The organism is Cellulosimicrobium sp. SJTW-1 (assembly GCF_047716875.1).
Taxonomy (GTDB): Bacteria; Actinomycetota; Actinomycetes; order Actinomycetales; family Cellulomonadaceae; genus Cellulosimicrobium; species Cellulosimicrobium funkei.
This window is the reverse complement of record NZ_CP136680.1, coordinates 512004-524173: the sequence shown is the minus strand read 5'-3', so window position 1 is coordinate 524173 and position 12170 is coordinate 512004. Positions and strand designations below refer to the sequence as shown.

Sequence of the window (12170 nt, the reverse complement as noted above, 5' to 3'; positions counted from 1 at the left end):
CTCAGACCTCCCGTCGACCACGAATGAGCATGTCGACGACGATAGCGAGGAGCAGGACCGCTCCGGTCACGATGTACCGCGTGGCCGTGTCGAGGTTGAGCAGCGTGAGCCCGTTCGCGATGGACTGCAGGACGAGCACGCCGAGCAGCGCTGACCACGCGCTCCCGCGCCCGCCGAACAGGCTCGTGCCGCCGATGACCGCGGCCGCGATCGCCGTCAGGTAGGTGTCCGCCGCGCCGGTCCCCTGGTTCGCCGCCGCGAGCCGGCCCGCGGCAAGGACCCCGCCGAGCGCGGCGAACGTCGAGCACGCGACGAAGCACGAGACGACGGTGCGGCGCACGGCGACGCCCGCGAGGAGCGCGGAGCGCCGGTTGCCGCCGACGGCGCGCACGGAGCGTCCCCAGCGCGTGCGGCGCAGCAGCACGTCGACCACGACCACGAGCGCCACGAAGAGCACCACGGTGTAGCCGATCCCCCGCGCCGTGCCGAGGTACGCGACGGTCGCGACGAGCACCGCCGCGAGGACCGCCGTGCGGACCGCGATGCGGCCCAGGCCCGGGCTCGGGAGCTCTGCCCGGACCCGGCGCACGTGGTCGGTCACGCGCAGCGCGGCGTACCCCGCCACGACCACGACCACGAGGCCCCACGCGACCGCGGGGGCGAGGAAGCCCTGCTGGACCGTGCGGACGAGCCACGACTCGAACGGCAGGTTGATCGAGCCCTTGGGCCCGAGGACGCGCAGCTGGACGCCCGCGAAGATGAGGAGCCCCGCGAGCGTGAAGACGAACGACGCGAGCCCGAGGCGCGTGGACAGCAGGCCGTAGCCGAGCCCGACGACGACGCCCACGGCCAGCGCCGCGACGATCGCGACCCCGACGGGCCAGCCCAGGCCCACCGTGCCGACGGCGAGCACCGCCGCGGCGAGACCGCTCACCGAGCCGACCGACAGGTCGATCTGGCCGACGAGCAGCACGAGCACGACGCCGAGCGCGATGATCCCCGTGGGGGCGCTCTGGAGCGTGAGGTTGACGAGGTTCTCCGCGGAGAGGAACGCCGGGTTGATCGCGCCGAGCACGACCCAGATGAGGACGAGCGCGGCGACGATGGGCAGCATGCCGAGGTGCGCGCCGCGCAGCTGCTGCACGACGGACCCGGACAGCGCGCCCGTCGCGGGCCGGTCGAGCGCCGCGCCCGAGGCGCGACCGGGGACGCTCATCGGTGCACCGCCCCGGTGCCGCCCGTACGCCGCTCGCGCTCGGCGCCGCCCGCGCTGCTGCCCGTACCGCCCGGGCGCGCCGGGCGCACGGCGCCCGTCATCGCGGCGAGCAGGTCCTCGTAGGAGGTGTCGCCCGGGAACTCGCCGTGCACGCGGCCGAGCCGCAGCACGAGGATGCGGTCGGCGACGGCCTGGAGGTCGCCCGCCTGGTGACTGATGAGGACGACGGCGTGCCCGCGCTCGCGCAGCTTCTCGATGAGGTTGAGCACCTCGGCCGTCTGCCGGACGCCGAGCGCCGCCGTCGGCTCGTCGAGGACGAGCACGCGCGGCGACCCGAGGAGGGCGCGCGCGACGGCCACGACCTGCCGCTGGCCGCCCGAGAGCGTGCGCACCGGCTGCCGCACCGACGGGACGGTCGCGGCGAGCTGGTCGAGCAGACCCCATGCCTCGCGCTCCATCGCGATCTCGTCGAGGAACGGCCCGCGGAGGACCTCCTGGCCGAGGAACACGTTCTCGACGACGTCGAGGTCGTCGACGAGCGCGAGCTGCTGGAACACCGCCGCGATCCCGTGCTGGCGCGCCGCCGCCGGGGAGTCGAGCACGACGGGCGCGCCGTCGAGCAGCACCTCGCCCGCGTCGGGGCGGAACGCGCCCGCGACGACGCCCGCGAGCGTCGACTTGCCGGCGCCGTTGTCGCCCACGACGGCGAGGACCTCGTGCTCGCGCACCTCGACGTCGACGTCGACGAGCGCCCGGACGCCGCCGAAGTTCTTCGAGACCCCGCGCAGGGCCAGGACGGGGGCGCTCACGGCGCCGCCTCCAGCAGACCCGCGGCGACGCACGCGTCGACGTACGACGGGGTGCAGATCTCGTCGACCGTGTACACGCCGCCGTCGACGAGGACGCGCTGGACGTCGTCGACCCCGACCGCGCGCGGCGCGAGGAGGAGGCTCGGGACGCCGTCGATCACCACGGTCGCGCGGGGGTCCTCGCCGCGCAGCACCCGCACGGCGAGCTCGGCGGCCGTGCGCGCCTGCTGCGTCGTGGCCTTGTAGACGGTCATGTACTGGTCGCCCGAGACGACGCGCTGGACGGCCGCGAGCTCGCCGTCCTGGCCCGTCGTGGGCGGCACCGGGTCGAGGCCGGCGGCCTTCATCGCGGCGATCGCACCGCCCGCGATGCCGTCGCTCGCCGCGAAGACGCCGTCGACGCGACCCGGGTACTGCGTGAGCTGCCCCTCGACCCACTCGGTCGCCTTGTCGGGGCTCCAGTCGGGCGTGTCGTACTCGGCGAGCACGTCGATGTCCTCTCCCTCGAGCGCACGGTGGGCGCCGGCGGCGAGCTCCGCGGCGTTCGGGTCGGTCGGCGAGCCCTGGACGAGCAGGACACCCGGCCGCCGGCCCTGCGCCGGCGGGTCCTGCTCCGCGCGGTCGCGGACCGCGCCGACGAGCGCCTCCCCCATGAGGTACCCGATGAGCTCGTTGTCGAACGAGACGTAGTAGTTCGCGCCGTCGACGAAGCGATCGTAGGCGATGACGGGCACGCCGAGGCGCTGGGCCTCGGCGACGACGCTCACCGCCGCGACGGCGTCGACCGCGTCGAGCACCAGGACGTCCGCGCCGCGCGCGAGCATCGACTCGGCCTGCTGCTGCTGGTTCGCGGCGTCCTGGGCGGCGTTCGCGTACAGCACCTCGCACGACGGGCAGCGCCGCTCGACCACCCCGACGAAGGTCGGGCGGTCGGTCGTCTCGTAGCGCGCGGTCTTCGCCTCGGGCAGCAGGAGCCCGATGGTCCCCTCCGACGGCCCGGCGGGCTCCTCCGGCGGCGCGCAGCCCGCGAGCGCCAGGAGGGCGACCACGACCGCCGTGACGGCCGTCGTCACCGCACCCCGCGCGCGACGGCGGGCGCCCCCGGCCGGGACGAAGGCCCCCGTCATGCGGTCACCCCCAGGGAGCCGCTCACGCGCGCGAGGTCGAGCGCGACGGCGAGCGCGCCGCGCACCTCGGCGGCCGACCCCAGCTCGGACGCGACGACCTCGACCGGGCCCGCCGTGCTGGGGACCGTGCGCTGCTCGAGCGCGGTGCGGAGCGGGCCGAGCAGGGCCTCGCCCGCCTCGGCGAGCTGCCCACCGACGACGACGATCTCCGGGTCGACGAGGTTGCACAGGTTCGCGGCCGCGACGCCGAGGTGCTGCCCGGCGTCGAACAGGACGCGACGGCAGCCGGGGTCGCCCTCCTGGGCGCGCGCGATGACGTCGCGCAGCGTGAGGTGGCCGCGGCTCTCGGAGAGCATGGACAGCAGCACGCCCGCGCCGACGTACATCTCGAGGCACCCGCGGTTGCCGCACCGGCACACGGGGCCGTTCTCGTCGATCGTCACGTGCCCGATCTCGCCCGCGACGCCTGCGCGGCCGTGCACGACGCGCCCGCCGAGGACGAGCCCGCCGCCCACGCCGTGGGACACGCGCAGGTAGGCGACGGCGTCGTGCCCGACGGCCGCCCCGAACCGGGTCTCCGCGAGGGCGCCGAGGTTGGCGTCGTTGTCCACCGTCACGGGCGCGCCGAGCTCGGCCTCGAGCAGCTCGGGGACGACGACGCCGTCCCAGCCCCGCATCATGCCGACCGTCGCGATGCGCCCGGCGCGCACGTCCACGGGGGCGGGCACCCCGACACCGACGGCGAGCAGCTCCTCGGGGGACGCGTCGACCGACGCGACCATCTCCCCGACGAGCAGCGCGGCGCGCTGCAGGCCGGTGTCCGCGCGGTGGTCCGGGGCGAGCGGCATGCGCTGGTCGGCGAGCACGCGCATGGACGCGTCCGCGAGCGCGACGCGCATCGAGCGGGTGCCGAAGTGCACCCCCGCGACGAGCCCGAGGTTGCGCGCGAGGGTGACCTGGAGGGCGCGGCGCCCGCTGCGCGTGGACGGCGAGGTGTGCAGGACGCCCGCGCCGGTGAGCTCCTTGACGATGTTGGAGACGGTGGCCGGGGACAGCCCGGTGACGCCGGCCAGCTCGATCTGCGTGAGGGAGCCACGCTGCTGGACGGCGCTCACGATCCGGGCTCGGTTGGCCTCACGCAGTGAAGTCTGCGAGCCCGGTGTCACCCGGTCAGCGCGCACGTCGGTCAGGATACCGCCGGGACGCGCCGGTCCTGGTGGGGCGCCTCGCCGTGCAGGTGGGGGCGGACAGCTCGACAGGGATCGGACAGCGCTGTCAGAATGATGGTCACCGCACGACCACGCGGTTTGGATCCATGTCCTGACGCGTACATCACGATTCAGCGACGCTTGCGTTCATTTCTTGACATCAAGCGTCGGGCGCCGTTGTATGGGCCTCGGGTTCGAGGGCGCGCCGGTGCGCCCGGCCGGTGCGACGTCGTCGTCCCGCCGGTCCCCCACGACCGAAGAAGGCGTAGGGATATCACGATGCGAATCGATCGCAGGACGAGCGCGACGGTGGCGACGGCCGCCCTCGTAGGTCTCGCACTCGCCGCGTGCAGCGGCGGTGGTTCCGGTGACGGGGGCACCGGTGACGGGGGCGCTTCGGGGGGCGGCGACGAGGTCGAGGTCTTCACCTGGTGGGCCGCCGGCTCCGAGAAGGCGGGTCTCGACGCGCTGGTCGGCGTGTTCGAGGAGCAGCACCCCGACGTGGAGTTCATCAACGGCGCGGTGGCCGGCGGTGCCGGCTCGGCCGCCAAGGACCTCCTCCAGTCCCGCCTCCAGGCCCAGGACCCGCCGGACACGTTCCAGGCGCACGCCGGTGCCGAGCTCCAGGACTACATCGACGCCGCGCAGATCGAGGACGTCTCCTCGCTCTACGACGAGTTCGGCCTGACCGACGTCTTCCCGGCCGACCTCGTCGACCGCCTCAAGTCCGACGACGGCGCGATCTACTCGATCCCGTCGAACATCCACCGCGCGAACGTGGTCTGGGCGAACCCGACGGTCCTCGAGGCCAACGGCGTCGACCCGGCCGCGACCTACGCGGACCTCGACGCCTGGATGGCGGACCTCGACAAGCTCCAGGCCGCGGGCGTCACGCCGCTGTCGGTCGCGACGACCTGGACCCAGGTCAACCTCCTGGAGACCGTGCTCCTCGCGGACCTCGGGGCCGAGGGCTACAACGGCCTGTGGGACGGCTCGACCGACTGGGAGGGTGCCGAGGTCACGGCCGCCCTCGAGGACTTCGAGAAGCTCATGAGCTACACCAACACCGACCGTGACGGGCTCGACTGGCCCGAGGCGACCCAGATGGTGATCGACGGCAACGCCGCGTTCAACGTCATGGGCGACTGGGCCGTCGCGGCGTTCGAGGAGCAGGGCAAGACGCTCGGCACCGACTTCACCGCGTTCCCCGTCCCGGGTACCGACGGCGTGTTCGACTTCCTCGCCGACTCGTTCACCCTCCCGGTGGGCGCCCCGCACCCCGACGGCGCCAAGGCGTGGCTCGAGACCGTGGGCTCGCTCGAGGGCCAGGTCGCGTTCAACAAGGCCAAGGGATCCATCCCGGCTCGCACCGACGCCGACCCGGCCGAGTTCTCGGAGTACCAGCAGACGGCGATCGAGTCGTTCGGCAACGACACGATCGTCTCCTCGCTCGCGCACGGCGCCGCCGCCCCGGTCGCGACGCTCAACGCGATCTCCGACGCGACGAGCAAGTTCACGTCCGGCGGGTCCGACCTCGCGACCTACCAGTCCGAGCTCGCCGCGGCCACCGCACAGGGCTGACACCGCTTCACGGAGCCGCCGCGCGTCGTCGGGCACGTCCCGACGGCGCGCGGCAGCCCCGCGAGCGGAACACGTCCCCCGGGGACGCCGGCGCTCCCGAGCGCCGCGTCCCCCGCACCCCACGACCGGGAAGACCCACCATGCTCAAGTCACTGCGACGAGCCGGCCCAGCGCTGCTGCTGCTCGCCCCCTCGCTGATCCTCGTCGGCGTGTTCGTCTACGGCCTGATCGGCGCGAACTTCAGGACGTCGATCACGGACAACCACACCGCGGCACAGGCCACGGGCCAGAAGCCGTCGGTCGTCGTGTGGTTCGAGAACTACACGGCCCTCCTCGGCAGCGAGGCGTTCCAGCACTCGCTGAAGAACCTCGTGCTCTACACGGTGGTCTTCCTCGCCGGCACGATGCTCATGGGCTTCCTGTGGGCGTGGATGCTGGACAAGCCCGTCAAGGGCGAGGGGATCTTCCGCTCGGTCTACCTGTTCCCCATGGCCGTGTCGTTCGTCGCGTCCGGTGTCGTGTGGCGCTGGCTCCTCAACTCGAACCAGGGCGAGCAGGCGAGCGGCCTCAACCGGTTGTTCCAGATCGTCGGGCTCGACTTCCTGCAGAACAACTGGTGGAACAACGTCACGTGGGGCATCACGGCGATCGCGATCCCCGCGATCTGGCAGCTCTCCGGGTACGTCATGGCGCTGTTCCTCGCCGGGTTCCGCGGCATCCCCGACGAGCTGCGCGAGGCCGCCCGCATGGACGGCGCGAGCGAGTGGAAGCTGTACCGCCACGTGCTGTTCCCGCAGCTCTCGCCGATCGCGCTCTCGGCGCTCATCATCATCGGCCACATGTCGCTCAAGGCGTTCGACCTCATCATGTCGATCTCGAAGCCCGCGAACTACCAGACCAAGGTTCCGGCCGTCGACATGTACGTCTTCAAGTCGAGCTTCGACTACGCCAACGCGGCGGCCGTCGGCTCGATCCTGCTGATCATCGTGGCCGTCGTCATCGTGCCCTACCTGATCCGCACCAACCGTCAGGAGAAGCGATGACGACCACCTCGACGCCGGCCGTCCCCGCCCCCGACGTCGTCGGCACGCCGCGCCAGCCGGCGCGCCGCACGCCGCGCGAGCGCTTCTCCGTCGGCCGCACGCTCAAGTACGCGGCGCTGGTCCTGTTCCTCGTCATCGTCCTCATCCCCGTCTACGTGCTCTTCGTGACGAGCTTCAAGGGCGCGGGCGACGCGTCGCCCGCGCGCGCGTGGTCGCTCCCGCAGACGTGGACGACGGAGAACTGGCAGACGGCGTGGACCGCGCTGTCCCCCGCCATCTGGCGCACGGTGCAGATGGTCGTGCCGTCGGCGATCATCGCGGCCTTCCTCGGGTCGCTCAACGGGTTCGTGCTCTCCCGCTGGTCGTTCAAGGGCGCGAACATCGTCTTCACGCTGATCCTCTTCGGGATGTTCATCCCGTACCAGGCCGTGATGATCCCGCTCAACCAGCTCGTGCTGGGCCTGGGCATCCCGAGCGGCGTGCCGTCGCTGATCCTGCTGCACGTCGTCTACGGCATCCCCATCACGACGCTCATCTTCCGCAACTACTACATGACCGTGCCGCACGAGCTCGTCGAGGCCGCGCGCGTCGACGGCGCGGGGATGCTGCGCACCTACTGGTCGATCATCCTGCCGATCTCGATCCCGAGCTTCGTGGTCGTGCTCATCTGGCAGTTCACGTCCGCGTGGAACGACTTCCTCTTCGCCGTGTTCTTCTCCTCCAGCCAGAACGGCCCCGTGACGCTCGCGCTGAACAACCTCGCGAACGGCGCGCTGCTGCAGAACTACGGCGTCTCGATGGCCGGCGCGCTCTTCGCGTCGCTCCCGACGCTGCTCGTGTACATCGTCCTCGGCAAGTACTTCGTCGGGGGTCTGATGTCCGGCTCGGTCAAGGGCTGACCCGACCGACCGCCCACCGCGGTCCCGAGGCCCGTCGGGGAGCATGGTCACCACCACGCTCCCCGACGGGCCTCGGCGCGTTCCCCGCCGCCCGCGGCTTCACCCGCGGCAGTTTCGCCGAACCTCTGGACTCTGCCAGACAGCGCTGTCAGGATGGCGGGCACCGGAGCTCCGCACCCGCACCCCGCACCCGCACCCCGCGCCGCACCGCCGTCCACGGCGGACCCGCTCCCGACGACGACGACGAGAGACCCCCACCATGACCCGATCACCCGCCCGGCCCCCGGCCGCGCGCCGCCCGCGGCGCCGCACCACGACCGCCGTCCTCGCCCTCGCGACGGCCGGCTCCCTCCTCCTGGCCCCCGCGACCGCCCAGGGCGCGCCGACCGCTCCGCCCGCGGCCCCGGCGTCGACCACGGCCGATGCCACGCCCGCGTACGGCGCCCCCGACGAGACCGCCGCCGACTACTACGGCGCCCTCCTGCGGCACACCCGCTGGGTCGAGACCGTCTGGGACGAGTCCGCCGGGGTGTACCAGCTCAAGGACTTCAACTTCGCCGTCGTGCTGGGCAACGCCGTGCTCCTGACCCACGGCGAGTACGACGCCGAGCTCGCGGGCGTCTCGGAGGAGACGCTGCGCGCCCGCACGCTCGCGACGATCCGGCACTACGCGGCCACCAACCGGTTCGTGGACCCGGCAGGCACGTGGGGCAAGAAGCTGTTCTGGGACTCGACGTTCCAGTCGTACTTCCTCGCGGCCGGGACGCTGCTGTGGGACGAGCTCGACGCGACGACGCAGGCCAACCTCACGACCATCGCGACCGGCCAGTCGAAGTACACCGCCGACCTGGACTTCGGCAAGGACCCGCTCTCCGGGTCGTGGACCGCGGACTGGCCGACGGGCAAGCACGAGGGCGACACCGCGCAGGAGGAGGTCGGCGTCTACACGCAGGCCCTCGCGCCCGGCCTCGCGTGGGCGCCCGACGACCCCGACGCCGCGCGCTGGGCCGAGCAGCTCGGCGACTGGGGCCGCAACGCGGCGGGACAGCCGACGGCCGACCGGAACAACCCGGCCGTCGTGGCGGGCAGGCCCGTGTCGACGAACACCATGCAGACCATCCACGACACGTACCTCGTGGAGAACCACGGGTCGTTCGGCCCGCACTACCAGTCCGACATCTGGCGGTCCGGCGGGCGCAACGCGATCCACTTCCTGCTCCGCGACGAGCCGCTGCCGGAGATCCTCACGCACCAGCCCAACTCGGCGGAGCTGTGGGAGTCGATCAAGCTCGTCATGTCGGACGCGGGCGAGCCGTTCATGCCCATGGTCGCCGACCGCGAGTTCCTCTACGGCCGCGACGCCATCCCCATGGCGTTCCTCGGCCAGGTCCTGCGCGACCCCGACGCCGCGCGCGCCGAGGCGAACCTCGCCGCCGCGCTCGAGGACTACCAGTCGTACGCGCCGGTCCACCGGCTGGCGAAGTTCTCGGGCGAGCCCAAGTACGAGCCCGAGGCGCGCGCGGAGATCGCGATCTCCTACCTCCTGCACGTCGAGGCGGCCGAGTCGCCCGAGGGCCCCGTCGAGCCGACGCCGCAGGACGAGTTCTTCGAGCGCCTCGCCGGGGTGCGCGACTTCGGCGCCGGGCCCGGCCTGACCGTCCAGCAGACGGCGGACGCGTGGGCCGCGGCGTCGAGCCGCAAGGGCTTCGTGAAGTTCCCCTGGGTCCCGTCGCACGACTCGTGGCTGTTCCACGTCTCGGGCTCGACCCCGTTCCTCTACCCCACGACCGGTGCCACGGTCGACGACCGGCACGTGCGGACGTACACCGGCCCGCGCGACGGCTTCGAGGGCACGTCGTCGGTGTTCCGGGTCGGCAGCGGCTACGCGGGTCAGGTCACGCTCCCGACCGGCGCGGCCGTCTACGCGTCGACCGGGGCGGGCACGGAGGACGCCAGCCTGTCGGTCCGCAACCTCGCCATGAACGGCTACTCGGGCCTCGACGGGTCGCGCACCTACACGACCGCCGAGGGCGAGACCACCGCGACGCTCCCCGTGACGCGTCCGGCCGACCCCGCGGACGCGAAGGCCGCGCGCGTCGACGACCTGTCGTTCGCGCCCGTCACGGCGCGGTACGTCCGGCTCCTCGGGCAGCAGGGCCACCCGCAGTACGGCTACTCGATGTTCGCGTTCCACGCCTACGGCGACGAGGGGTCGACGACCGACCTCGCCGCCGGGAAGGTCGCGACCGCGTCCAGCCAGGACACGGCGGGCGGCCGCACCGCGGCGCGCGTGACCGACGGCAACCCGTCGACCCGCTGGGCCGTCGCGGTCGGCGAGCGCACGCGACCGGACTCGTGGATCCAGGTCGACCTCGGCGAGGAGACGACCGTGGGCGCCGTGCGGTTCGCGTGGGAGGCGAGCGCGGGCGCGCGGTACCTCGTCCAGACGTCGACCGACGGCCGGACGTGGACCACCGCGACCGCGTACGGCAAGGCCCCGGCGGACGTGAACGTCGCGCGCCTCGACACCGTCGACCTCACCCCGGAGGGCGCTGACGAGCCCGCGCCGGTCACCGCGCGCTACGTCCGCATGCAGGGCGTGCGCGGCGACGCGGCCTACGGCTACTCGCTCTACCACCTGCGTGCGTTCTCGCCCACGGGGACGGACGTCGCCGCGGGCAAGCCGGCCACCGCGTCGAGTGCCAACGGGTCCAACCCCGCGAGCGCCGTCACCGACGGCTCCGCCACGACGCGCTGGGCGGTCGCGGTCGCGGACCGCACGCGGCCCGACTCGTGGGTCCAGGTCGACCTCGGCGCGCCCACCGCGGTGAGCCAGGTCCAGCTCGGCTGGGAGGTCGCCGCGGGCCAGGAGTACCGCGTCCAGACGTCGCTCGACGGGCAGACGTGGCACGACGCCGCGTCGTTCCGGTACACGGGCGACCAGGTGCTGCGCAGCGAGGGCGACTGGCTCAACGTCGAGGGCGAGGCCGGGTTCGTCGTGCGCGGCTCGGACGCCCCCGTGACCGTCTCGCGCGCGACCGACACGCGGCACGTCGTGCGGCTCACCGACGGCGCGACCGGGCCCCGGCTCGTCGAGATGGTCCCCGGCGACGCCGCGGCGACGGCCGCGCAGGCGGGGGTCCGCGTGCCCACGGCCGACGCGGCGGGCGTGCTCGTGAGCGCGGTCGACGGGTACGTCGTCGCGTTCAACCTCACGGGCGCCGACGTCGCGACGACCCTCACCGTCCCGCACGACGGCGGGGCCGTCCCGGTCTACGCCGGCACCCAGACCGTCGGGGCGGACGCCTCGACGCTCGCGGTCACGGTCCCCGCGGGCGACGCCGTCGTCCTCGCGCCGCGCGCGACGGTCGCCACACCCGCCGGGCAGACCCCGACCGGGGTCACGGTCGCCGTCGACGACGCCCGCTCGTTCCGCGTCAGCGGCGACGGGTCGCCGGTCGAGCTGCGCCACGCCGAGACGGGCGCGACGCGCACGGTCGGGGCGGCGCCGTCGGGCACGCGCGTCACCCTCCGGGACTCGACCCCGTTCCCGGTCGCGGACCACGCGCTCAGCACGCTCACGTTCCCCGCGTCCGTGCTGCCCACGGGCATGACGTCGCCCTCGCTCGCCGTCGACGGCGACGCCGCGACGGCGTGGGTCCCCGGGCCGGACGGCCGCATGGTCACCGACCTGGGCGCGCCGCGCGAGATCGGCACCGTCGTCGCCGCGTGGGAGCGCGGCGGCGCGCCGGAGTCGGTCCTCTCGGTGAGCGACGACGGCCTGACCTTCACCGACGTCGGCACGATCGGTGCCGGTGGCGCGCGCGGCACGCTCGCCGTGGACCGCACGGCCCGGTACGTCGCGCTGAGCACGTCGTGGCGGGACGGCGACCCGGGCCTCACGGCCCTCCGGGTGCTCGCGCCCGGCGCGGCGGACCCGGCGTCGCCGGCCGCCGTCGCCGTGACCGCGACGGCCGAGGTGCGGTGCCTCGCGGGCAAGGCGTACGTGGCGGTGCGCGTCGTGAACGACGACGACGTCCCGCTCGACGTCGACGTCGCAACCCCGTGGGGCGCGAAGAGCTTCCCGTCCGTGGCACCCGGCAAGAACGCGTACCAGTCGTTCGCCGTCCGCGGGGCCACGACCGGCCCCGTGACCGCGACGGCCGCGCCGTCCGACGACGCCGACGAGCGCGAGACCGTCGCGACTCCGGAGCACGGCCAGCCCGCCTGCGGCTGACCGTCCCGGTCCCCCGGACCCGGGGTCGTGCGCCCGCCCGGGGCGCGCGG

Annotated in this window: 8 protein-coding genes; 4 read left to right on the top strand and 4 right to left on the bottom strand. The window is 73.7% G+C overall.

Going from position 1 to position 12170, the window contains the following annotated elements:
- Window position 1: 1 nt before the first annotated feature.
- The 4 genes from RSE42_RS02445 to RSE42_RS02430 are packed head-to-tail and all read right to left on the bottom strand — an operon-like array spanning window position 2 to window position 4267.
- A complete protein-coding gene (locus RSE42_RS02445; protein WP_400112562.1) occupies window positions 2-1216 on the bottom strand; it encodes a sugar ABC transporter permease in 1215 nt (404 codons plus the stop codon).
- Window positions 1213-2025, bottom strand: coding sequence for an ATP-binding cassette domain-containing protein (locus tag RSE42_RS02440; RefSeq protein ID WP_415297784.1), 813 nt, complete (start codon window positions 2023-2025; stop codon window positions 1213-1215). Before RSE42_RS02440 ends, RSE42_RS02445 begins: the two co-directional genes overlap by 4 nt.
- Complete coding sequence (locus tag RSE42_RS02435; RefSeq protein ID WP_415297783.1) at window positions 2022-3152, bottom strand: substrate-binding domain-containing protein; 1131 nt, start codon at window positions 3150-3152, stop codon at window positions 2022-2024. The genes RSE42_RS02440 and RSE42_RS02435 overlap by 4 nt, the downstream gene beginning before the upstream one ends.
- On the bottom strand, window positions 3149-4267 hold the full coding sequence (locus RSE42_RS02430) for an ROK family transcriptional regulator (protein ID WP_085386671.1): 1119 nt from the start codon (window positions 4265-4267) through the stop codon (window positions 3149-3151). Before RSE42_RS02430 ends, RSE42_RS02435 begins: the two co-directional genes overlap by 4 nt.
- Before the next feature lie 372 nt (window positions 4268-4639).
- On the opposite strand from RSE42_RS02430, the gene RSE42_RS02425 reads away from it, so the two are divergent.
- From RSE42_RS02425 to RSE42_RS02410, 4 genes are all read left to right on the top strand, one after another.
- Window positions 4640-5941, top strand: coding sequence for an ABC transporter substrate-binding protein (locus tag RSE42_RS02425; RefSeq protein ID WP_085386672.1), 1302 nt, complete (start codon window positions 4640-4642; stop codon window positions 5939-5941).
- A 140-nt stretch (window positions 5942-6081) separates the two neighbouring features.
- Complete coding sequence (locus tag RSE42_RS02420; RefSeq protein ID WP_021482933.1) at window positions 6082-6984, top strand: carbohydrate ABC transporter permease; 903 nt, start codon at window positions 6082-6084, stop codon at window positions 6982-6984.
- Window positions 6981-7883 carry a carbohydrate ABC transporter permease gene (locus RSE42_RS02415; protein WP_034652728.1) on the top strand — a complete coding sequence of 301 codons (903 nt, stop codon included), beginning with the start codon at window positions 6981-6983 and terminating at the stop codon, window positions 7881-7883. Before RSE42_RS02420 ends, RSE42_RS02415 begins: the two co-directional genes overlap by 4 nt.
- Before the next feature lie 259 nt (window positions 7884-8142).
- Entirely contained in the window at window positions 8143-12120 is a 3978-nt protein-coding gene (locus tag RSE42_RS02410; RefSeq protein WP_415297782.1) for a discoidin domain-containing protein, read from the top strand.
- The last annotated feature ends 50 nt before the right edge of the window (window positions 12121-12170 follow it).

Coding starts and splice junctions, on each gene's coding strand:
- RSE42_RS02445 (WP_400112562.1), bottom strand. CDS start 1,216: ATGAGCGTCCCCGGTCGCGCCTCGGGCGCGGCGCTCGACCGGCCCGCG.
- RSE42_RS02435 (WP_415297783.1), bottom strand. CDS start 3,152: ATGACGGGGGCCTTCGTCCCGGCCGGGGGCGCCCGCCGTCGCGCGCGG.
- RSE42_RS02425 (WP_085386672.1), top strand. CDS start 4,640: ATGCGAATCGATCGCAGGACGAGCGCGACGGTGGCGACGGCCGCCCTC.
- RSE42_RS02420 (WP_021482933.1), top strand. CDS start 6,082: ATGCTCAAGTCACTGCGACGAGCCGGCCCAGCGCTGCTGCTGCTCGCC.
- RSE42_RS02415 (WP_034652728.1), top strand. CDS start 6,981: ATGACGACCACCTCGACGCCGGCCGTCCCCGCCCCCGACGTCGTCGGC.
- RSE42_RS02410 (WP_415297782.1), top strand. CDS start 8,143: ATGACCCGATCACCCGCCCGGCCCCCGGCCGCGCGCCGCCCGCGGCGC.